Source organism: Pandoraea aquatica (genome assembly GCF_902459565.1).
GTDB classification, from domain to species: domain Bacteria; phylum Pseudomonadota; class Gammaproteobacteria; order Burkholderiales; family Burkholderiaceae; genus Pandoraea; species Pandoraea aquatica.
Map to the genome: position 1 here is coordinate 61,827 of NZ_CABPSN010000006.1, position 22,860 is coordinate 84,686.

18 protein-coding genes are annotated in these 22,860 nt (G+C 64.2%); 7 read left to right on the plus strand and 11 right to left on the minus strand.

Translation table 11 applies throughout. From position 1 onward, the window contains the following. The first annotated feature begins 71 nt into the window (after positions 1-71). Genes ispH through PAQ31011_RS19280 form a run of 4 tightly spaced genes read left to right on the plus strand, consistent with a single transcriptional unit; the run spans position 72 to position 4,371 of the window. Positions 72-1,031, plus strand: a complete 960-nt coding sequence (gene ispH / locus PAQ31011_RS19265) for a 4-hydroxy-3-methylbut-2-enyl diphosphate reductase (RefSeq protein ID WP_150577342.1) — start codon at positions 72-74, stop codon at positions 1,029-1,031. Between the two features lie 23 nt (positions 1,032-1,054). Then, positions 1,055-2,176, plus strand: a complete 1,122-nt coding sequence (gene hpnH / locus PAQ31011_RS19270) for an adenosyl-hopene transferase HpnH (RefSeq protein WP_150577343.1) — start codon at positions 1,055-1,057, stop codon at positions 2,174-2,176. After that, positions 2,177-3,172: a hopanoid-associated sugar epimerase gene (hpnA, locus tag PAQ31011_RS19275; RefSeq protein ID WP_150577344.1), complete on the plus strand. Its 996-nt coding sequence runs from the start codon at positions 2,177-2,179 to the stop codon at positions 3,170-3,172. After that, positions 3,169-4,371, plus strand: coding sequence for a glycosyltransferase (locus tag PAQ31011_RS19280; protein ID WP_150577345.1), 1,203 nt, complete (start codon positions 3,169-3,171; stop codon positions 4,369-4,371). Before hpnA ends, PAQ31011_RS19280 begins: the two co-directional genes overlap by 4 nt. A 141-nt stretch (positions 4,372-4,512) precedes the next feature. On the opposite strand, the gene PAQ31011_RS19285 is transcribed toward PAQ31011_RS19280, so the two are convergent. The 4 genes from PAQ31011_RS19285 to hpnD form a co-directional block, all read right to left on the minus strand. Next, entirely contained in the window at positions 4,513-5,208 is a 696-nt protein-coding gene (locus PAQ31011_RS19285; RefSeq protein WP_150577346.1) for a phosphorylase, read from the minus strand. A gap of 114 nt (positions 5,209-5,322) precedes the next feature. Further along, complete coding sequence (shc, locus tag PAQ31011_RS19290) at positions 5,323-7,287, minus strand: squalene--hopene cyclase (RefSeq protein WP_150577505.1); 1,965 nt, start codon at positions 7,285-7,287, stop codon at positions 5,323-5,325. 206 nt (positions 7,288-7,493) lie between these two features. Next, positions 7,494-8,747, minus strand: coding sequence for a hydroxysqualene dehydroxylase HpnE (gene hpnE / locus PAQ31011_RS19295; RefSeq protein ID WP_150577347.1), 1,254 nt, complete (start codon positions 8,745-8,747; stop codon positions 7,494-7,496). Next, positions 8,747-9,595 carry a presqualene diphosphate synthase HpnD gene (hpnD, locus tag PAQ31011_RS19300; RefSeq protein WP_150577348.1) on the minus strand — a complete coding sequence of 283 codons (849 nt, stop codon included), beginning with the start codon at positions 9,593-9,595 and terminating at the stop codon, positions 8,747-8,749. Before hpnD ends, hpnE begins: the two co-directional genes overlap by 1 nt. A 229-nt stretch (positions 9,596-9,824) precedes the next feature. On the opposite strand from hpnD, the gene hpnC reads away from it, so the two are divergent. From hpnC to PAQ31011_RS19315, 3 genes are all read left to right on the plus strand, one after another. Beyond that, on the plus strand, positions 9,825-10,679 hold the full coding sequence (hpnC, locus tag PAQ31011_RS19305) for a squalene synthase HpnC (RefSeq protein WP_150577349.1): 855 nt from the start codon (positions 9,825-9,827) through the stop codon (positions 10,677-10,679). 179 nt (positions 10,680-10,858) lie between these two features. Continuing rightward, the gene (locus PAQ31011_RS19310) at positions 10,859-11,809 is read left to right on the plus strand and encodes a DMT family transporter (RefSeq protein ID WP_246179669.1); all 951 of its coding nucleotides are present in this window, start codon (positions 10,859-10,861) and stop codon (positions 11,807-11,809) included. Between the two features lie 114 nt (positions 11,810-11,923). Beyond that, on the plus strand, positions 11,924-13,135 hold the full coding sequence (locus PAQ31011_RS19315) for an NAD(P)H-dependent flavin oxidoreductase (protein ID WP_150577350.1): 1,212 nt from the start codon (positions 11,924-11,926) through the stop codon (positions 13,133-13,135). Here PAQ31011_RS19315 and PAQ31011_RS19320 read toward each other — a convergent pair. The 7 genes from PAQ31011_RS19320 to PAQ31011_RS19350 form a co-directional block, all read right to left on the minus strand. Then, entirely contained in the window at positions 13,036-13,602 is a 567-nt protein-coding gene (locus PAQ31011_RS19320; RefSeq protein WP_150577351.1) for a hypothetical protein, read from the minus strand. The genes PAQ31011_RS19315 and PAQ31011_RS19320 overlap by 100 nt on opposite strands. A 153-nt stretch (positions 13,603-13,755) precedes the next feature. Beyond that, positions 13,756-14,682, minus strand: coding sequence for a LysR family transcriptional regulator (locus PAQ31011_RS19325; RefSeq protein WP_150577352.1), 927 nt, complete (start codon positions 14,680-14,682; stop codon positions 13,756-13,758). A 2-nt stretch (positions 14,683-14,684) separates the two neighbouring features. Further along, entirely contained in the window at positions 14,685-15,056 is a 372-nt protein-coding gene (gene cyoD, locus PAQ31011_RS19330; RefSeq protein ID WP_150577353.1) for a cytochrome o ubiquinol oxidase subunit IV, read from the minus strand. Next, positions 15,053-15,688 carry a cytochrome o ubiquinol oxidase subunit III gene (cyoC, locus tag PAQ31011_RS19335; protein ID WP_150577354.1) on the minus strand — a complete coding sequence of 212 codons (636 nt, stop codon included), beginning with the start codon at positions 15,686-15,688 and terminating at the stop codon, positions 15,053-15,055. Before cyoC ends, cyoD begins: the two co-directional genes overlap by 4 nt. Next, a complete protein-coding gene (gene cyoB, locus PAQ31011_RS19340) occupies positions 15,688-17,694 on the minus strand; it encodes a cytochrome o ubiquinol oxidase subunit I (RefSeq protein WP_150577355.1) in 2,007 nt (668 codons plus the stop codon). Before cyoB ends, cyoC begins: the two co-directional genes overlap by 1 nt. A 3-nt stretch (positions 17,695-17,697) precedes the next feature. Next, the gene (cyoA, locus tag PAQ31011_RS19345; protein ID WP_246179693.1) at positions 17,698-18,672 is read right to left on the minus strand and encodes a ubiquinol oxidase subunit II; all 975 of its coding nucleotides are present in this window, start codon (positions 18,670-18,672) and stop codon (positions 17,698-17,700) included. Positions 18,673-19,007: 335 nt separating this feature from the next. Beyond that, positions 19,008-22,367: an autotransporter outer membrane beta-barrel domain-containing protein gene (locus tag PAQ31011_RS19350; protein ID WP_174990199.1), complete on the minus strand. Its 3,360-nt coding sequence runs from the start codon at positions 22,365-22,367 to the stop codon at positions 19,008-19,010. Positions 22,368-22,860 lie beyond the last annotated feature (493 nt).

Here is a 22,860-nt window from a genome sequence, read left to right on the forward strand (position 1 = left end):
GCGCCTTGATCACTGGCGCATGGAAGCCCGATAGAAACCGCCATCCCGGCCGACCTGAGCCGGAGAGCTGAATGCAAGTCTTACTTGCCCAACCCCGCGGGTTTTGTGCGGGTGTCATACGTGCCATCGAGATCGTAGAACGTGCGCTGGAGAAATACGGCGCACCGGTCTACGTTCGCCATGAGATCGTCCATAACAAGCATGTGGTCGATTCGCTCAAGGCGAAGGGTGCGCGCTTTATCGCCGAGTTGTCCGAAGCCCCTGCGGGCGCTGTCACCATTTTCAGCGCCCATGGCGTCGCACGCGTCGTCGAGCAGGAAGCGGAGATTCGCGGTCTGAAGGTGCTCAATGCCACCTGCCCGCTTGTCACCAAGGTACACATTCAAGGCAAGAATTACGTGTCTGCCGGCCGTGAAGTCATTCTGATCGGTCACGCCGGGCACCCGGAAGTCGAGGGGACGATGGGCCAGATCGACGGTCCGGTTCACCTCGTACAGACCGAGGCCGATGTCGACGCCCTGCCGCTCGCCATTGACACGCCGGTCTCGTACGTCACGCAGACCACGCTGTCGGTCGACGAGACTCGCGGTATCATTGCTGCGCTGCAACGTCGCTTTACCAATATCGTCGGCCCGAACACCAAAGACATTTGCTACGCCACGCAGAATCGCCAGACCGCCGTGCGCGAGCTGTGCGAGCGTGTGGACGTACTGCTCGTGGTCGGGGCGACGAATAGCTCGAACTCGAACCGCCTGCGTGAAATCGGCTCCGAAATGGGGCTGCCGAGCTATCTCGTGGCCGACGGCTCCGAGGTAAATCCGGAATGGGTGCGCGGCAAAGCCCGCATCGGCATTACCGCAGGGGCGTCCGCGCCCGAGCGCATGGTCGAAGACGTGATCGATGCGCTGCGTCGCATCGACACGGTCGAAGTGACTCTCATGGACGGCATCGAGGAAACCATCCAGTTCCGCTTGCCGTCGGAATTGACCAAAGACGAGCCGGTCGCCGCACAACACGCGGTCGCTGGCTAACGCTATACGAACAGGAGCCGAACTTGGCCATCCCCTTCCTGCAACAGGCGTATGTTGGCGCCTATCTGATGAAGCAACGCTTCAAGGGCAACAAGCGCTACCCGCTGGTGCTGATGCTCGAACCGCTCTTCCGCTGCAACCTGGCTTGCTCGGGCTGCGGCAAGATCGACTATCCGGACCCCATCCTGAACCAGCGCGTCTCGCTCAAGGACTCCCTTGACGCCGTGGACGAGTGCGGCGCACCGGTCGTCTCGATCGCCGGCGGCGAGCCGCTGCTGCACAAGGAAATGCCGCAGATCGTCAAGGGCATCATCGAGCGCAAGAAGTTCGTCTATCTGTGCACGAACGCCCTGCTGCTCGAAAAGAAGATCGACGACTACGAGCCGAGCCCGTTCTTCGTGTGGTCGATCCACCTCGACGGCGACCGTGAAATGCACGACGCCGCCGTGTCGCAGGAAGGTGTGTACGACCGCGCCGTGGCCGCCATCAAGCTGGCGAAGTCGCGCGGCTTCCGTGTGAACATCAACTGCACGCTGTTCAACAACGCCGATCCGGAAAAGGTCGCCAAGTTCTTCGATTCGACGAAGGACCTGGGCCTCGACGGCATCACCGTGTCGCCGGGCTACGCTTACGAGCGCGCTCCGGACCAGCAGCACTTCCTGAACCGTTCGAAGACCAAGCAACTGTTCCGCGACATTCTCAAGCGCGGCAACGGCGGCAAGAACTGGACGTTCAGCCAGTCGAGCCTGTTCCTGGACTTCCTCGCCGGCAACCGTTCGTACCACTGCACGCCGTGGGGCAACCCGACGCGTACGGTGTTCGGCTGGCAGCGTCCGTGCTACCTGCTCGGCGAAGGCTATGCCAAGACGTACACGGAACTGATGGACACCACCGACTGGGACAAGTACGGTGTGGGCAACTACGAGAAGTGCGCCGACTGCATGGTGCACAGCGGCTTCGAAGCCACGGCTGTGAACGAAACGATCTCGCATCCGCTGCGTGCGCTGGGCGTGGCGCTCAAGGGCGTTCGCACCGAAGGCAAGATGGCAGACGACATCTCGTTCGCCAAGCAGCGTCCGGCCGAGTTCGTGTTCTCGAAGCACGTCGAGATCAAGCTCGACGAATTGCGCCGGGCCAAGGCGTAAATGCCGTCGCGAGTGCTGGTCACCGGCGCCTCCGGGTTCGTCGGTTCTGCGGTAGCACGTACGGCGCTCGCGCGCGGTCATGAGGTTCGCCTGCTGGTGCGTGGCACCAGCCCTCGGGCGAACCTCGCCGACCTGCCTGTCGAGGTCGTGGAAGGCGACATGCGCGACGCGGCATCGATGCAGCGCGCGCTCACAGGCGTGGACGCCCTGCTCCACGTGGCCGCCGACTACCGCCTCTGGGCGAAAGATCCCAACGACATCATGCGGGCCAATATCGACGGCACGCGCACGGTGATGGAAGCCGCGCTGCGTGCAGGTGTCGAACGTGTGGTGTACACCAGCAGCGTTGCGACGCTGCGTGTGCACGACGCGACCGGCCCTGTCGACGAAACCTCCCCGAACGACGAAGCCACGACCATCGGCGTGTACAAGCGCAGCAAGGTCGCGGCCGAACGTCTGGTCGAACGGATGATTGCGAACGACGGCCTGCCTGCCGTGATCGTCAATCCGTCCACCCCCATCGGTCCACGCGACATCAAGCCCACGCCGACCGGGCGCATCATCGTCGAAGCCGCGCAAGGCAAGATTCCTGCGTTCGTCGATACCGGGCTGAATCTCGTGCACGTCGACGATTGCGCGGAAGGCCATTTGCTGGCGCTTGAGCGTGGGCGCATCGGCGAGCGCTACATCCTCGGCGGCGACGACGTGCTGCTGCGCGACATGCTCGCCAGCATCGCCGGCATGGTCGGCCGCAAGGCACCGAAGATCGCGCTGCCGCGCTGGCCGTTATACCCGCTTGCGATGGCAGCACAGGGCGTGGCGCGCTTCACCGGCAAAGAGCCGTTCGTCACGGTCGACGGCCTGAAGATGTCGCGCTATCACATGTTCTTCTCCTCGGAGAAGGCCAAACGCGAGCTGGGCTACACCGCCCGCGCCTATCCCGAAGGCCTGCGCGACGCGCTCGCCTGGTTTGGTTCTGCCGGATATCTCTCATGACTGTTTTGGCCTGGATCGCCGCGTTGTCGCTGGCCATCTGGATCTATCTGCTGATCTCGCAAGGCGATTTCTGGCGTGCGCGTGAGCGCGACGATCTGAACGAAGACCGTCTGCCCGCCCCCGCCGTGTGGCCTCCCGTTGCCGTCGTCATTCCGGCGCGAAACGAAGCCGAATCGATCGGTCAGGTGGTTGAATCGCTTTGCCGTCAGGACTACGCCGGACGCCTGCGTATCGTCGTCGTCGACGATCAGAGCAATGACGGCACGGCGGACCTCGCACGCGAAGCGGCGGCCCGCGCCGCCGCCGACGGTCTGACGCGTCGCGTGGATGTTCTCTCGGGTCAACCGCTGCCCGGCGGCTGGACCGGCAAGATGTGGGCCGTGCGTCAGGGCGTCGCGTTCGCAAGTGATCCCGCAACCAACGACGACGGCATCCGCCCCGAATACCTGCTGCACACCGACGCCGACATCGCGCACTCGCCCGATAACGTGCGCCGTCTGGTGACGCGTGCGACGGGCGACAACCGCGTACTCGTCTCGCTCATGGCGAAGCTGCGTTGCACGGCCTGGTTCGAGCGCACGCTGATTCCGGCGTTCGTGTTGTTCTTCCAGATGCTGTACCCGTTCGCGTGGGTCAACGATCCGAAGAAGAAGATGGCGGCCGCCGCCGGTGGCTGCATGCTGATCCATCGGCCGTCGCTCGAAGCCGGTGGCGGCATCGAAGCGATTCGCGACGAGATCATCGACGACTGCGCGATGGGACGCATGCTCAAGAAGCAAGGTCCGATCTGGCTGGGACTGACGGAGCGCGCCGTGAGCGTGCGTCCGTACGACAACCTCGGCGAGATTCGCAAGATGGTGTCGCGCACGGCTTACGCGCAATTGCAGTACTCGCCGGTGCTGCTGGCGGGCACGATCGTGTCGCTGCTGCTGACGTTCATCGTGCCGCCGGTCATGACGATCTTCGGTTCGGGCATTGGTCAGTGGCTGGGTCTTTTCGCATGGATCGCGATGACGATTTCGTATCTGCCGATGCTGCGCTTCTACCGTCAGCCGTCGAGCTTCGGGCCGATGCTGCCGCTCGTGGCCGCGCTCTATACCGTCTTCACGTTCGACTCGGCGCTGCAACACTGGCGCGGTCGCGGCGGGATGTGGAAGGGTCGCGCACAAGCGCGCGGACAGCAGTCGTCGGACGTTTAAGCCGCTAACGCGCTACGTCTGTCGTTAAGCAAAAATGCCAGCCTGTCTGCGAAGACACGCTGGCATTTTTGTTGGGTGCCGGGGTTTGTTGCAACGTGCTGTGGAGGGCACCGGCGAAATAGCGAGACGAAGCGGGACGAATCAGATCCCAGCGGCCTTCGCGCCAAACCCTTCGCCGAGCTTCAGGGCAACGATCTGCCGCCCGTACTGCATCGCCTTCTTCGCACGGCCTGCGTCCTGTCCCACGCGAAGCAACGCAGGCAACTGAAGCGGATTGCCCGCGAGCGAGCGCAGTACGCCGAGGATGTCCGTCGAGCCATCGCTGCGCATACCAGCGAGCGCCGCCGGGGGCAGTGAGCGCTCTGCGGGATCGATCACCACGCGCGCGACGACGAACGGCAGCCCGTGCGCCTGTGCCACACGTGCGACGATATGCGACTCCATATCCGCCGCCGCTGCCCCGCTCTCGCGAAACAGCGCCGCCTTGTCCTGCGCCGTCACCACCGGTGCCGTCACGCCGGCCAGATCGGCCCGTAGCGCCGCAGGAATGGCACGACGCAACGCCTCGGCCCACGGGATCGACGTGACGGACTCACGCGCCTGCTGCGGCATGTCGAGCACCTTGTGCGCGATGACCCACTGCCCCGGCTTCACCCCGGGAATCAGCCCGCCCGCCGTGCCGAAGCTCACCAGCCCGCGCGCGCCCTCTGAGGCGATGACAGCCTCCAGCTCCGCCGCCAGTGTGGCGTTCTGTGCGCAGACGACACGCACACCGTCCCCCTTGGCAATGCGAGCCTCGAACGGCATACCGGTCACGACGATGATGGGGGGATTCATGGATACCTTGAACGAATTCGACAGCGAACGGTAAAACGAATCGCCCCGGCGATCAACACGAAAACGGTCGATGCCGGGGCGATGGATGTCTGATGCGGACTGCGGATGTCGAACTTACATCCCGCAAGGCACCGGGCAATCGTTGCGCACCGTGAGGTTACGGAAACGTGCGAGCGCCCACAGCGGGAAGAACTTGCGATAGCCGTGATAGCGCAGATAGAACACGCGCGGGAAGCCTGTCGCCGTATAGATATCTTCGTCCCACAGCCCTTCGTCGTTCTGCGTGTTCAGCAGATAGTCGACGCCGCGCTTGACCGCCGGATGATCGGCCTTGCCCGCCGCCATCAGACCGAGCAGCGCCCAGGCCGTTTGCGACGACGTGCTAGGCGCGGCCTCATAGCCCTTGTATTCGAGCTTGTAGCTGTCGCCGTCCTCGCCCCAGCCGCCGTCGGCGTTCTGAATCGAGAGCAGCCACTGCGCAGCACGGGCCATCGCCGGATGCTCGGGCAGAATGCCCGCCGCTGCGAGACCGCACATCGCCGACCACGTGCCGTACACGAAATTCATACCCCAGCGGCCGTACCAGCTACCGTCGGCTTCCTGATCGTCGAGGATGTACTTCAACGCCAGATCGGCCGACGCGCGACGCTCAGGCGACTGCGGCAGTTGCGCGAGCATCGACAGGCAACGTGCGGAGACGTCCACCGTCGGAGGATCAAGCAGCGCGCCGTGATCCGAGAACGGAATGTTGTTCAGGTACAGATGCGTGTTTTCCGGCTCGAATGCACCCCAGCCGCCGTTGCTGCTCTGCATGCCGATGACCCACTCCGTGCCGCGATCGATCGCGTAACGCATCGGACGCGCACTCGCATCGACCTTGTCGTTCTCGAAGGTACCCGCGAGCTTCTCGTAGCGATCCATGGCCATCGCGACCACGGCCGTGTCGTCCACGTCCGGATAATGCGGGTTGGCGAACTGGAAGGCCCAGCCGCCCGGACGCACGTTCGGACGACGCGAGATCCAGTCACCGCGCACGTCGAGAATCTGCAACGGGATGAGCCATTCCAGCCCCTTGCCCGCCAGTTCGATAGCGCGCTTGTCGCCGGTTTCGAGCAAGGCATGGGCCGACAGCGCGGTGTCCCACACCGGCGACAGACACGGCTGGACGTACGTCTCGTGATCGGCCGGCGTCACCAGCTTCTCGACCGACTTGCGGGCAATCGCGCGGCTCGGATGGTCTTCCGGGTAACCGAGTACGTCGTACATCATGACGGCGTTGGCCATCGCCGGATAAATCGCACCGAGACCGTCTTCACCGTTCAGACGCTCTTCCACGAACTCGACCGCACGCTTGACCGACTTCTCGCGCAGCTTCTTCGGGAAGAACGGATCGAGCGCACGCAGCACATGGTCGACACCCGAGAAGAACGTGAACCAGAAGCGGCTCTGATGCGGGGCGCGCTTGGGCGGACCGACATCCTTCGGGCTGCCGATGAACAGTTCGTCGATGGTCACGCCCTTAGGATTGCGCGCGAGCGGACGCTTGGCCTGCAACACGAGCAACGGCACGATCACCGTGCGCGCCCAGTACGAGACCTTCGACAAATGGAACGGGAACCACTGCGGCAGCAGCATGATTTCGACGGGCATCATCGGCACCGCCTTCCATTCGAGCACGCCGTAGAGCGCCAGCAGAATGCGCGTGAAAACGTTCGAATTCTGCGCGCCGCCGCGCGAGATGATGGCTTCGCGCGCGCGCACCATGTGCGGCGCGTCGATCGGCTCGCCGATCATCTTGAGCGCGAAGTACGCCTTCACGCTCGCGCTCATATCGAACTTGCCGTTGTGGAACAGCGGCCAGCCGCCGTGCTCGCCCTGAATGCGACGCAGATACGCGGCGACCTTCGCTTCGAGCTCGGCGTCGACCTTCTCGCCCAGATGGTGACGCAGCAGCACATACTCGGCCGGAATCGTCGCATCGGCTTCCAGTTCGAACAACCAGTGACCGTCTTCCTGTTGCAGATCGAGCAGCGCCGTGATCGAGCGGTCGATACCGGTTTCCAGCGTCTGCGTCGCCATTGCCGTACTCACCTTTTGAGCGAGTTCAGTGTGCAGTTTGAGGTCCACGGCCGTGGCAGTGGCCGTGCGTCGCGCCTCCTTTTCGGAAGCATCGCGTATCGTATCCATGGCGTTCTTGCCTATTCAAAGGCGATAGAGCGGCGCGCGTTAAGCGCCGGTTAAACAATTGCAGTCGCAGTTACGTGCCCAATGACAGTCGCAAACTGTCAGGCGCGGTGCAGCAAATCGGCCACCAGATTCCCGCTGCGCAGCGCGCCCTCGATGGTCGCGGGCAGGCCGGTGGCCGTCCAGTCGCCAGCCAGCAGCAGATTGCGCCAGCGCGTCTTCGCACCGGGGCGACGCTTGTCCTGCGCGGGCGTCGCCGCAAACGTGGCGCGCTTCTCGCGCACCAGTTGCCACACCGGCATCGGCGTGGACGGAATCTTGCAAGCGCTGGCGACCTCTTCCCAGATGCGAAGCGCGAGCGATTCGCGCGACTCGTCGAGCAGATGATCGGCCCCGCTGATCGTGACCGAGAGGCGACCGTCGAACGCGAAAATCCAGTCGCTCACGCCGTTCACCACGCCGATCATCGGCGGGCAGCCCGGCGGCGGCGGCACCTGGTAGTGCGCGTTGACAATGGCGCGGTACTCGTCCGGCGTCGTCAGCGACGGCACCAGCGACGCTGCCACGTTCGGCGGCACCGCCAGCACCACCGAATCCTCAGCGGCCAACGGTTCAGGCCCGTCGCCGAAATCGATGGCGTCAACGCGACTACCGTCGGCGGCAAAGTGCAATTCGCGCACCCGGTGCTGCATCATCACGCGCGCACCCTTGGCTTCCAGATACGCCAGCGCAGGCGTCACGAACGAGACGTCCAGCCCTTCCGTAGCGATCAGCGGATGACAGGACTTGCCGCCCGGCACCAGCGTCTCGCGCAGCACCGCACCGGCCATCTGCGCCGAGCCCTCCGCAGGATCCGCGTTGAGCACCGCGAGGAACAGGGGATGAATCAGCCGCTTGTACAGCATCGGCGGACAATTCATGGCGTCGGTCATGGTGGCGTCCGGCCCCGCGCGCAACAGCGGCGCGAGCGACAGATAGTCCGACCACTTCGTACCCGGCACACGAGCGTTCTTATCGAAGATCCACCACGGCAGACGCCCTTCGGAGAGCCGCACCGTCCAGCGTTCGTCGTTCTCGAGATCGACGAACGCGAACTCGGCGCGATCCGGGCCGGTCAGCGTGTGCTCGGAGCCGATGGTGCGCGTGAACTCGCGCATCGTCGTGTTGCCCGAGAGCACCAGATGGTTGCCGTTGTCGATCACGGCGTTCAGTTGCTTGTCGAAGTACGAGCGGCAACGTCCGCCAGCCTGCGGTGCGGCTTCGTGCAACACCACGGCAACGCCGCGCGTGGCGAGTCTGACCGCAGCGGCCAGCCCGGCCAGGCCGGCACCAATGACGTGAACAGTCCCCGCCATCAGAAAACCATCTGCCGCACGAGCATCAGAATGAGACGCCAGCGCGGTACACGCACGCGCTCGCGAGGCACGGCGAAGCCGCGCGCGATAAGTTTGTCGAGAATCGCGCCGTATGCCTTCGCCATGACGGCCGGTGCCACCACGACACGTCGCGGATGACGCGCCATGATCGTGCGGGCGCGGGCGTAATGCTCACGCGCCTGCGCCACGAGCGGCGCACACGCTTTGTCGAGACGGGCAGCGACGACCATGTCGGGCGTCGCGCCGACGATACCGGCGTCTGCGAGCGTTTCACGCGGCAGATAGACGCGGCCGATGCCGGCGTCTTCGTCGATATCGCGCAGAATGTTCGTCAACTGGAGCGCACGGCCCAGGTGATACGAGAGATCGATGCCGTCCTGCTCGGGCATGCCGAACACCTTGACCGACAGACGGCCGACGGCGCTCGCCACACGGTCGCAATACAGGTCGAGCGTGGGCAGATCGGGGGCGACGATGGGGCCGCAGGCATCCATTTCCATGCCGTCGATGACGGCGAGGAAATCTTCGTGCTTCAGACCGAATTGTTTGACGGCGCGTGCGAGGTTGCCCAGCGACGGCGTCGGACGGCCATCGTAAAGATCGGCCAGATCGCGCCGCCACACGGCCAGACGCGCCATGCGGTTCGCAGACGTGTCGTCGCCGTCGTCGGCGATATCGTCCACGGCACGGCAAAAGGCATAGATCTCGAACATGCCTTCGCGTTGCGCGGGCGGCAAAATACGCATGGCAGCGTAAAAGCTGCTGCCCGACGCCACGCGTGCACTGCTTTGCTCAGGCGAAATTTCGATCGGTTCGGCGACGCTCACGAGGCTCCTCGTCGTACAGGGGAACAGGGTGACACTGCTATAGGGCCTGGAGAATCCGGGCAAAGGGAGAAGTATACCGGGGATTGGCGCGACTTTCCCGACAGGATGGGGGGCGATGGCATAGAATCTCGGGGCATTGCGCGCCGCTCCGTGGTTTCGATCCTCAAAACCAGACGTGGAAGCGGCATGGCCCTCATCCGCTTCACACTCGCCTCACACGCATCACCCGATGACTTCCGACGCCAAGATCGAGCATTACGAGAACTTCCCGGTCGCCAGTGTCCTGCTGCCGCGCGAAATGCGCGCGCCGGTAGGCGTGATCTACAACTTCGCCCGGACTGCCGACGACATCGCCGACGAGGGCGACGCCACCAACACCGAGCGCCACGCCGGGCTGGCCGCCTATCAGGCCGAACTCGACAAGATCGCCGCCGGGCAGCCGACGTCGCCCGACATGCCGCTGTTCGCCGCCCTCGCCCAGGTGATCACCGAGCACCAGCTCTCGGTGCAACCGTTCTCCGACCTGCTCTCCGCCTTCGATCAGGACATCGAGACCAAGCGCTACGCCACGTTTGCCGACCTGCGCGACTACACGCGCCGCTCGGCCGATCCGGTCGGTCGCATCATGCTCGGCCTGTTCAAGCTCGACACGCCGGAAAACATCGCCTGCTCCGACGACATCTGCTCGGCGTTGCAAGTGATCAACTTCTGGCAGGACGTGGAGGTCGACTGGCGCAAGGCGCGCGTGTATCTGCCGCAGGACGACATGGCCCGCTTCGGCGTGACGGACGCCGACATCGGCGCGCACAAGTACGACGACAAGTTCCGCGCGCTGATGCGTTACGAAGTCGACTTCGCCCGCAAGATGATGCTGCGCGGCGCACCGCTGGCGAACCGCGTGCCGGGTCGCTTCGGGCTGGAACTGTGTTGCGTCGTGCACGGCGGCCTGCGCATTCTCGAGATGATCGAAGCCGTCGACTACGACGTCTTCCGTCATCGCCCTCAACTGGGCAAGAGCGACGGCATCCGCGTCTTCCTGCGCGGCCTCTGCATGAAGCTGAGCGGCCGGCCGCCGAAAGCCTGACCCGCTCAGGTTGTTCAGCGCCGTGGCACCACCGAATACCTCGGCGCTGGCGCTTCTCTACCCTCCACGCCTACCTTAACGTGATGGGATAGCGCGTTCTGCCCGCTGGATGACGAGACGATCTCGTTCAGGTCACCCGCCGCAGAACGCCCGTCCATCCCCTCACGGAGTCCGGGCACGTGAACCTGCCGGCCAGCTTGCAACGCCTAGCCTCGAACCGTTCGCCGGTGCGCTCGCACGCTGGCGTGCTGTTCGCCATCGTCATCGTGACCTGGGGAGTGAACTGGCCGGTCAGCAAAGCCCTTCTCGCCCACGTCTCGCCGTGGTGGAGCACTGCGCTTCGTTCGGTCATCGGCATGGCGACGCTGTTCGTCATCTGCGCGCTGAGCCGCCGTCTCGTGCTGCCGCGCCGGGGCGATTTGCCGGTGATCCTGAGCGTCGGCCTGTTGCACATGACGGCGTTCTCGCTGCTCGTCGCGCTCAGCCTGCAATACGTCAGCGCCGGACGCTCCGCCGTGCTCGCCTACACCACGCCGCTCTGGGTGATGCCCGCCGCGCGCCTGTGGCTGGGCGAAGCGCTCACCCCGCGACGCCTGCTCGGGCTGGCGTGCGGCCTGCTCGGCCTGCTGGTGATGTTCAACCCCATCGCGTTCGACTGGCACGACCGCAACGCCATCTTCGGCAATGCGCTCGTGCTGCTGTCCGCGTTCGTGTGGGCGATCGCCATCGTGCACATGCGCGCGCACCGCTGGGTCAATGGTCCGTTCGAACTCAGCCCGTGGCAGTTGCTGCTCGCGAGCGTCATGCTGTGCACGATCGCGTTCGTCGTCGATGGCGCACCGCGCGTGACCGGCTGGACCGGATTCGCGGCATTGATGACGTATGGCGGCGTGGTCGGCGGCGGTATCGCCTACTGGCTGGCCGGTATGGTCACGCGTCAGTTGCCGGCAGGCGTGACGTCGCTCGGCCTGCTCGGTGTGCCCGTGGTCGGCACGCTGGCGTCGGCGCTGATCCTGCGCGAGTCGCTCGGGCTGGACGTCTGGATTGCCCTCGCCCTGATCGTCGGCGGCATCGCACTGGGCACCGTGCCGCGCGCTGCGACGCCATGCCGCACCGAAGACCCGGCCTGAGCGCACTCGCGCTTGACCCATCGCAAGAACCGTTCGCGAAGCGAATGCCAGACTGTCGGAACTGCTGCGCCGCATGCCTTCGTGCGCCGGCAATTTTCGACGAACGGATCTGACATGAACGAGCAATGGCTGACGCTGGCCGGCCGCCGGCTGGTGCCGGTGGTGCAAGGCGGCATGGGTATCGGCATCTCCGCGCACCGGCTGGCGGGCACGGTGGCAAAGCACAACGGCATGGGGACGATTGCGAGCATCGACCTGCGTCACCATCACCCCGATCTGCTCGCTCAGGTGGCCGGTACACGTGACAAAGCGGCCATCGAAGCCGTCAACCTGATTGCGCTCGACCGCGAAATCCGCGCGGCCAAGGCGATTGCCGACGGCAACGGTCTCGTGGCGGTCAACGTCATGAAAGCGGTGAGCGCGCATGCGTCGCTCGTGCGTCAGGCCTGCGAGAGCGGTGCCGACGCCATCGTCATGGGCGCAGGTCTCCCACTCGACCTGCCCGAACTCACCGCCGCGCATCCGCACATCGCCCTGATCCCGATTCTGTCGGACTCGCGTGGCGTCAGTCTCGTGCTGCGTAAGTGGATGAAGAAAGGCCGGTTGCCGGACGCCATCGTCATCGAGCACCCGGCGCACGCGGGCGGCCACCTCGGTGCGTCGCGCATCGAGGATCTGGGCGACGCGCGCTTCTCGTTCGAGCGCGTACTCGCGGAATGCCGCGAGATCTACGCCTCGCTGGACATCGAGTGGACGCAGGTGCCGCTGATCGTGGCGGGCGGCATTCATCGTCACGAGCAGGTGCGGCACTGGCTCGCGCAAGGTGCTGCGGGCGTGCAACTGGGGACGGCCTTCGCCGTGACCGAAGAATCCGACGCACATCCCGATTTCAAGCACGTGCTAGCGAGCGCGCGGCCGGAAGACATCGCCGAATTCACCAGTGTCGCGGGGCTGCCCGCGCGAGCAGTGCTCACGCCGTGGCTCAAGAAGTACCTGTCACGTGAGACGGCCTTGCAGGCGAAGGCGAAAGTGCGTGAGTGTCTGGAGGGATTCGATTGCTTACAGGCATGCGGCTTGCGCGATGGCGTCGCGCGTATCGGTCAGTTCTGCATCGACCTGAAGCTTGCTCAAGCTGTGCGTGGCGACGTGGCGCGCGGCCTCTTCTTCCGGGGTCGCGACCCGCTGCCGTTCGGTGAGCGCATTCGTCCGGTAGCGGACTTGATGCGCTACTTGCTGACGGGCGAATTACCGGAGGACGTCCGCTCAGCCATCCGCTTGTCGAAAAACGCCGCGAGCGCCGGGTCGTTCACCTTGAGATCGAACTGACGCTCGTCCACCGCGTTGAAATAGCCGTCGCACATCTCGGCTTTGGCGGATTGCGTCGGCTGATCGTCGATGGTGTTCGAGTACACGACGAACTGGCGTTCGACGAGCTTCGGAAACTCGTTGGTCAGGAGATCGTCGAAGCGCTGACGTGCCTCGGGGTCGGTGTAGACGGCACGGAGTTCGTCGCGCACGCGCTGGCCCTCGGTGAGATAGTCGCGATGCCGCGCCTGCCACGCGCGCAACGCGGCGTTGCCGTGCGCCTTGGTCGCCTCGCTATACAACCCACACTTCTGCACAAGCCGGTCGAGCACCTGACCGACGCCCTCGGGCGACGCAATCGCCGCGCCCATCAACTCAGCGTCGTTCTTGTATTGCGGCGGTTGCGCGAGCGCCACCGTCGTCCAGACAAGCGCCGTACCCGCCAAGGTGCAGGCGAAAAGGCGTCGCAATGCGTTGCCAGATAGCATGATTGCCGGATCAAAAAGATGGCGGGCTCGGAAGGCCCCGCTCTTGGAGATTTCGCATCGGCCACAATGTCGATGGGAGCATCTTAGCCGAAGTTAGTGACAGCCGACGGTTCGCCGTCGACATCTCCGGATCAGACCGGCATCAGACGGATATCAAACCGACGAAGCCACCGGACAGGCGTCAGGCCCGAGCTTCTCGACCATGTAGCGCACGAAGTCGTCGAGCTTCGACGACACATAGCGCCCCGCCAGATGCACGAGATGCATCGGCTCGCTCAATTGCGCTTGCGCTTCGAGCACACGCACTAGGCGTCCGGCCTCCACCTCAGGCGCGAGCAGATACTCGGGCAACAGCGCGATGCCCATGCCGTGCACCGCCGCCTGAAGCTGCGCGAGCGGATTGTGCGCGATGAGACGAACATCGCCCGACGCCCCGGCAGGCGCAAACTCCCAGCGCCCCAGCACCTCGTCGTAACGAAAGCCCAGACAGTCGTGCCCGGCCAGATCGGCGGGCTGACGGGGCACACCGCGTCGCGCGAGATAGCCGGGCGACGCGCACGCCACGCGCGTCACGCCACGCAACGTGTGCGCGACCAGCCCCGGTTCGGGATTACCGCCCGCTTGAAACGCGGCGTGAATGCCCTCCTCCTCCAGATCGACGGCCCGGTCCTTGAGCGCAAGGTCGAGCGCCACGTCCGGATGCGTCTGCAAGTACTCCGCAAAGATCGGCATGAGCAGATGCGAGCCGACAGTGGTGGGCGCGCTCACGCGAATCTGACCGACGGGCCGTGAGATCGCCGACGCGAGCAACGCGCCCGCAGGACGGCCGTCGCCCAAAGCGTCGGCCGTCTCGACCCGCGCGAGCACTTCGGCACACTCGGTGTAGTAGCGCTCGCCGAGTTCGGTGGGCACCTGACGCCGCCCGCTACGGCGCAGCAACGGCTGGCCGAGCCGGGCTTCGAGCGCCTGCACGTGGCGCGTGGCCGTCACGGCCGACATGCCACAGGCCGCCGCACCGGCAGACAGGCTGCCGGCGCGCACGACCTGCACGAACACCTCCATGCATTTGAGGCGGTCCATGGTCAGTCGCGCAGCTTCGCCCGGTCGATGGACATGTGTGTCGGCATCATGTTGTTGTTGGCGTTATGCATCACCCACAACGAACCCGCGACGATGATCGCAATCAGCCCGGCCGTGCACAGGAAGATGGCCGAGTTCTGACGCTGGCTGCGCTTCGCGCCGATGTGCAGGAAGTACACCAATTGCACCACCAGCTGCGCCACACACAGCACGACGATGGTGGCCAACCCCCAGCCCGACGGCACGAGCTTGAGCATGACCGCGCCGAACGACGCGAACGTCAGCACCAGCGACAGAAAGAACCCGACGATGTAATCGCGCAGATGACTCTGCGAGGCGTACGCGCCGTGGTCGTGAACTTGCGCGCTCGTCATACGAACTCCCGCAGATAGACGAAGGTGAAGACACAGATCCAGACGAGATCCAGAAAGTGCCAGAACAGGCTCAGGCATTGCAGACGACGACGCACCACCGGATCGAAGCCGAAGCGGTCGATCTGATGGATCATCACCGCAAGCCACAGCAAGCCGCACGTGACGTGCAGACCGTGCGTGCCCACCAGCGTGAAGAACGCCGAAAGGAACGCGCTGCGCCCCGGGCCTGCGCCTTCGTGCAGCAGTGCCGAGAACTCATAGATTTCCATCGAGACGAACGCCGCGCCGAGTGCGAACGTAATCCAGAGCCAGCGCTGGACGACGCCCTCGTTGCCCGGACGCATCGACAGCGACGCCAGCCCGAACGTGAAGCTCGAGAGCAACAGCAGCATCGTTTCGCCGAGCACGAACGGCAGCTCGAACAGTTCGCGGCCGGTCGGCCCGCCGGCCGTGTTCGCCGCGAGCACGCCGAACGTCGCGAACAGCACGCAGAAGATGAGACAGTCGCTCATCAGGTAGATCCAGAAGCCGAGCGTCGTCGTGGCGCCGGCGTCATGGTGCCCGTGAGCGTGGGCGTCGGCGCCGGCGGCAGCGCCGTGACCGTGTGAAGTATGAATAGATGCCGAGGACATCAGGCGGCCTTTTGCAGGGATTGATGCGCGCGATGCGCGGCACGCAGGTCGGCAAAGCGGGCGTTTTCGATACGCTCCACTTCGGCCGCCGGCACGTAGTAATCGACGTCGCGGTCGTAGGTGCGCCACAGGAACGTGGCAATCGTCGCGATCAGGCTCGCACCGGCCAGCCACCAGATGTGCCAGATCAGCGCGAAGCACATCACGAAGCTGAACGCCGAGACGATGAACCCGGTGCCGGTATTACGCGGCATATGGATATCTTCGTAGTGCGTCGGCTGCACGTAGGCGAGGCCGCGCTCCTTGTCGTCCCAATGCTGCTCCAGCGAATCGATGTGCGGCACGTGCGCGAAGTTGTAGAACGGCGCGGGCGAAGACGTCGCCCATTCCAGGCTGCGCGCGTCCCACGGATCGCCCGTGAGGTCGCGGTTGGCGTTGCGATCGCGAATGCTCACGACCAGTTGCACGCCGAAGGACAGAATGCCCAGACCGATCACCGCAGCACCGACCGCCGCCACGATGAGGTACGGCTGCCAGTCGGCTTGCACGTAGTGGTTCATGCGGCGCGTCATGCCCTTGAAGCCGAGCACGTACAGCGGCATGAACGCGAGGTAGAAGCCGATCAGCCAGCAGGCAAACGAGAACTTGCCCCAACGTTCGTTGAGCGTGAAACCGAAGACCTTCGGGAACCAGAACGTAATGCCGGCGAGGCAGCCGAACACCACACCGCCGATGATCACGTTGTGGAAGTGCGCCACGAGGAACAGCGAGTTGTGCAGCACGAAGTCCGCGCCCGGCACGGCCAGCAGCACGCCGGTCATGCCGCCGATGGCGAACGTCACCATGAAGCCGATGGTCCAGAGCGTGGCCGAGTGGTAACGGATACGGCCCTGATACATCGTGAACAGCCAGTTGAACAGCTTCACGCCGGTGGGGATCGAGATGATCGTCGTCATGATGCCGAAGAAGGCATTGACGTTCGCGCCCGAGCCCATCGTGAAGAAGTGGTGAAGCCAGACGAAGAACGACAGAATGCCGATCGACGACGTGGCGTAGACCATCGACTTGTAGCCGAACAGCGGCTTGCGCGAGAACGTGGCGATGATTTCCGAGAACGCACCGAACGCCGGCAGAATCAGGATGTACACCTCCGGGTGGCCCCAGATCCAGATCAGGTTCACGTACATCATGGCGTTGCCGCCGAGTTCGTTCGTGAAGAAGTGCATGCCGAGGTAACGGTCGGCGGTGAGCAGCGCGAGCGTGGCGGTCAGCACCGGGAACACGGCAACGATCAGGATGTTGGTGATCAGCGCGGTCCACGTGAACACCGGCATCTTCATCAGGTTCATGCCCGGCGCACGCATGCGCAGGATCGTGACGATGAAGTTGATGCCGGTGAGCGTCGTGCCCAGCCCCGATATCTGCAACGACCAGATGTAGTAATCCACCCCGACCGTCGGGCTATACCCCAGCTCCGAGAGCGGCGGATAGGCGACCCAGCCCGTCGCGGCGAAATCGCCGACGAACATCGACATCATGACGAGCACCGCGCCCATGGCCGAGAGCCAGAACGACAGCGAGTTGACGAACGGGAACGCCACGTCGCGCGCACCGATCTGCAACGGCACGATCACGTTCATCAGGCCCAGCACCAGCGGCGTGGCCACGAAGAAGATCATGATGACGCCGTGCGCCGTGAAAATCTGGTCGTAGTGATGCGGCGGCAGATAGCCCGCTTCGCCACCGGCGGCGATGGCTTGCTGCGCGCGCATCATGATCGCGTCGGCAAAGCCGCGCAGCATCATGACGAGCGCGAGGATGATGTACATGACACCAATGCGCTTGTGGTCGACGGAGGTGATCCACTCCGTCCAGAGATAGCCCCACTTCTTGAAGTACGTGATGGCGCCGAGCAGCGCCGCGCCGCCCAGCAGCACGACAACGAGCGTGCCCATGATGATGGGCTCGTGCAGTGGGATGGCGTCGAGATCGAGTTTTCCGAACATGACTTACTCCGTGAGCGCGCGCTGCGATGCGGGTTGTGCACCGGCCTCGCGCTCGGGACGCTGCGCGAGGAGCGCGCGGCTGTCCAGTTGGCCGTCCACGCGGCAATTGGCGGCGGCGATGATGTCGTCGATGGCGCTGTTGCCCGAGACACGCATGCCTTGCGTTCCTCCGTCCATCGGCCCCATGTACTTGCCGACGACCGCGTCGAACAGGCCCGGCATGACGTTGGCGTAGATGGCGACCGGCGCAGCAGTGCCCGGCTGTTCGAGCTTCACGTAGGTCGGTGCGTCGAGCGTGTCGGGCACGGCCTGCGCTTCCTTGACCCACTTGTCGAAGTCGCCCTGCGACGTGACGTGCGCCTTGAAGTGCATATCGGAGAAGCCCGGGCCGCTATAGGCAGACGACATCCCCGCGTAAGTACCGGTCTCGTTGGCGATCAGGTGCAGCTTGGTCTGCATGCCCGACATCGCGTAGACCATGCTGCCCAGTTGCGGGATGAAGAACGCATTCATCAGCGACTCGGCCGTGATCTTGAACTCCACGGGCGTGTCGACCGGCAGCACCAGCTTGTTGACGGTGGCGACCTTGTAGTCCGGGTAGATGAAGAGCCACTTCCAGTTCAGCGCCACGACCTCCACACGCACCGGCGGCTTGTCGGTGGCAATGGGTTCGATGGGCTGGTAGGGATCGAGTTTGTGCGTCGTCTCCCAGATCATCACGGCAAGCGCCACGACGATGATCACGGGAATCGTCCACACGACGACTTCGATCTTGGTGGAGTGCGACCACTTCGGCGAGTAGGTCGCCGCGGTGTTGGTCTCGCGGTAGCGCCAGAAGAACACAAGCGTGAGCACGATGACCGGGATCACGACAAGCAACATGACGCCGAGCGCGATCAGGATCAGGTGCTTTTCCTGCTCGCCGACACTGCCTTTGGGGTCAAGCAGCTCCATCGTGCAGCCGCTCATGGGCACCATCGCTGCCGCAGCGGCGACGCGCGCACACCACGTGCGCCAACGCGCGCCGGGTGTCGTGTCTGCCCTGCCTCTGCGGGTGGGCGAGACGTTATGCATGGACATCTTAAGCCTCTATGTATGGATACACTATTTGCGTGACGAATGCTACGCATGTACATATTCCATACATCGCGACATAATGACGCACTCGGGAACTGAGGTTTCGCGCGTCGAATTCATCGTTAAGCGATGCCGCGCCAAATGCAAAAACGCCAGAAATGGCAAATTCCTGGCGTTTTTCGGTCTTTCCGGTGACATCCCTGCCTATCACTTCGATACCGATGTAATTACATACATCAGAATCTCCATGTTGCTGACACCGAACCTGCTATGTCGGCATTTCCGGCTTTATAGACATTGCTCGACACGGCCGCACCGAGCACGATCTTGCGGGCCATTCGATACGACACCCCGGCTTGCAGGCCGAGGCTGTCGCGCCCGACGACCTCGCTGCGCGTCGTGAACGACGCTCCCGGATAGCCCGCGAAGCTGGCCGTCTGGTTGATCGCACCACTCGTCAGCTCGTGGTTCCACGTCGCTTGCAGATTGGCCGTCAGCGCGTTGCCCGAGATCATTGGCAGGTCGAAGCGCAACTCACCGCCCACGCGGGTGCGCAGCGAGTTGAACGTCTTGCCGTCGAGATGCAGGCTTGCGCCGCCGTCCTCCGTGAGGCTCGGACGATACAGCGCGGTGTAGTCCAGCGCTGCTACCGGGCCTGCGCTCGTGGTGCTGCTCAACTGCCAGCGCCAACCACCGCCGACGCTCGCGGAGGCCGTCGCGCCGGTCCACGTGCCGCGTGGTGTAGCCGAGTACCCGTTCACGGCGATGGTCCGGTCGACTCGGCCGTCCTCGACACCGAAACGCAGCAGGGCAAACGCGTGCGGGCCAGCGCTCAGCGACGGGGCGTAGCGCGCATGCACACCGATGTCGAACGCCGTCGTCTTGCCCGAGCCGGGCGTCTGCCCGTCCAGACGGGTCGACTGGCCGCTGACCGCGCCGTGCGCGCCGATCGTCCAGTCGCGCCCGTCGCCCGCCACCTTCTCGACGCCGAACACCACGCCGTACGTATTGCCGCTGGCACCCGCCATGTCACCGCTGCGTCCGCGCCAGTAACCGCTGCCGAACGGCACGGCAAACCCCCGCCAATTGCCGGTGAGCGCACCGTTACCGGTGTTCTGGCTGCCATCCGCGCCGACGGCGGTGGCCACCATGTCCGTCAACTGACGCTCCCGCAGCAGCCCGCCGGTGAACATTGCGCCGTAGGCGGCGGGCGTCAGTTGCGGCAATGCGCGGGCGATGTCGCTGCCGTCGGCGGCCGAGAAGTCGAGCGCCGCGACGAGCGGTTGCAAGTCCTTGCCTACACCGCCCGCGATGCGGTCGAGTGCGGCACCGACGCGACGGCTATTGCCGTCGACGCCGTATTGCGAATAAGCGTTACTGGCGCGAGCGACTTGCACCCGGTACGTGTTGTTGCCGAGCGAACTCGCGGTAGCGAGCAACGTGGGCGACGACAGCAGCGTCGTCACGTTGGCGAACGCGCCGCCGATGCTCGACGCGTTCAGCCACTGATCCGACGTGACCGTCATGCCGCTTGCGTACCAGCCGCGCTGCGGCGCAATGGCGAGCGTGCCGTCGAGCGCCGCGTGGCCGGTCACGATCAGCTTGGTGAACGTCCCGTCGCCGGACAGCGAGGAGACGAACCGGCCGGTGCTCGTCTGCGTGTAATCGCCACCGATGCTGATGAAGCTGCCCGCCAGCGACGGCACGACGGTGCCCGCGTTGACAAAAGCCCCAGCGGGATCGAGCGCGTAACGGCTATTGCCGGTCAGCGTCGCGCCACTGAGCACGGCCACATCGTGCACCGTGTGATCGCCGTTGATCTGCGTGGTGCCGCCCGCCATCGTCAGCGCCAGATTGCCGCCGACGATATTGCCGTCGTAGCGCAGATTGAACGTGGGGTCCGCCGCACTCGTTGCGACGCCGTTCGCGTCGGGCGTCAGACCGAAGTTCAGTTGCGTGAGACGCAATGCGCCCTGACTGTCATATTGGGTGTACTTCGAGATGATGTCGCCGTACAGCGCTGCCCCGCGCATGATGTTGATCTGTCCGACGTAACCGTTCTCCGACATGTACAGCGACGCGTACGAGCCCGCGAGACGTCCGGTAATGTCGACGCGGCTCACGAGCGGGCCGTCGAGTTCGTCGAGCAGCGGCAGGGGTAGCTTGGAGACCGGGTCGAGCCGCGTATAGATGTAGGACCCGCGATAGTCGCCACCGTCGCCCAGCGCGTTATGACCGAAATCGAAACTGGCGGCGATGCCGTTGGCCCCAAGCGCCTGCACGTCGCCGCGCTGCACGAACGAATGGTCCTTGCCGTACGTAAACATCACGCCGCGCCCGTTGCTGCCATCCGCATAGATGCGCGTGCCCGGCAGCACGGTCACGTTGTTGCCGACGCCGTCTACCCGAATGCCCGCGCCACCCGCGCCGATGCTCAGAAGGTCGGCACGCTGCGCGACGGTATTCCCGCCGCCGTAGATGTGCAGGCCGAGACCGAGCGTCGCCGTGTTGTACGTGTTCGGGATGTAGGCCGTGCCATCGGCGTTGCGGCCGAAGAACGGATTGTCGTTGACGAGGGTCTTGCCGTCGTCGTAGATCGAACGTCCGAAAAAGTTACGCCGGTCGATGTCGTAGCCGAGGTCTTGCAGCGCGGCCAGCTCTGCCTCCATGAATGCCGTGTAGTTGCGGTACGTCTGGTGACTCATCAGGCTGTTCTTCAGCTCGATGTGCGAGAAGACCGGCGAATCGTAGATTCGCCCGTCGAATATCGCCTTCACGGGAAGGCCCTTCATCGAATCCCCGAGCACTTCCTTCACATGATCGCCGGAGAAATACGCCGTGTCCTTCCGGGCGTCGAAGGCGGCAGGGTCGGCCACCGTGCCCGCGTCTTCCGGCGTGAGAATCATTTGCCCCGGCTGCGCCTGACGACCGTTGTCGTCGTACAGGTGCGCGGACCAGCCGTCGAGAACCGTCGCAAACTGGGTCGTGTGCAACTTCGACGGCAGCTCGGTCTCGATGATGTTGGTTCCCACGCCCAGCGCATGCGCCACCTCGTGCAGCATGACGGCAGGCAGGTCAGCAGTGCTGTTGAGCGGGATTTGCGATGCCACCGGGGACGCGGTCGAAAACGCCATATCGCCCAGCGTGATCTCGCCGTGCGCGCCGTGATAGTCGCTACGGGCGAGCGGATTGTTTTGCAGCGCCGCCTGCACGCGCGTGGGGTTCTGCCCGCCGGTGGCCGTCGGGTCCCCCGCCTCGAACACGTAGGGGCTGTAAGCGTGCGCGCCCTCCTCCGTGCTCATGCCCACGTTGATGATCGCGGGTGAGCTGCCGGGTGCCACCTTGATGACTTCCGCCCAGTAGTTCAGGGCGCTGCGTATCTGATCGGTTTGCAGCGGCGAGAGCGTGCCCGTCGAAAACTGGTCTCGATTGTTGGGGTCGGTGGCATAAGCGCCATCCGTCGGGGAAAACAGCCGCGCTTGTATGAACGGCGTGCCGTAGCGGTCGGCGATGTCGATCGTCGTATAGGCCTGCGCGGCCGATGTGATTGTGCAAAGCGCCGCAAATGCGACGCAGGTCATCCTAATCGTCCTCATTCAGTACTCCATTGTTCTATTTCGCTTCTGTAAGGCTTTGTAATGCGAAGCGAATGGTACGGAGCACCCTGAACGACGTCACTGCGATTTATACGGGGTTTTACGGTGATCGCCCGTAACCCCTCATGAAATAAGCACTTTTTCTATCCGATGACCGCCAATTCCTCCGAAATCGGGCCGGCCTGTATTAATCACAGTTTCGCGGCGAGTGGGCGATGACGATACTTCACTCATCGGCTAACGCAACACAGCGAAAGCCGCCCAACCAGACAAACCGACTTTAGGAGAAACACCATGCCCGCACTCGTCACCTACGGCTTCGCCTCGATCCTCGGCCTCGTCGGCACCATCGTCTCGGCCTTTGCCTGATCGCCGCCGACTCACTTAAATCGCACCCAACACCGGAGAAACCACCATGAGCCTCATCCTCAACCTCGTCGATAGCCTCTTCTACAACGAAACCTGCATCGAAACCGGCATGCAATGCGCCATC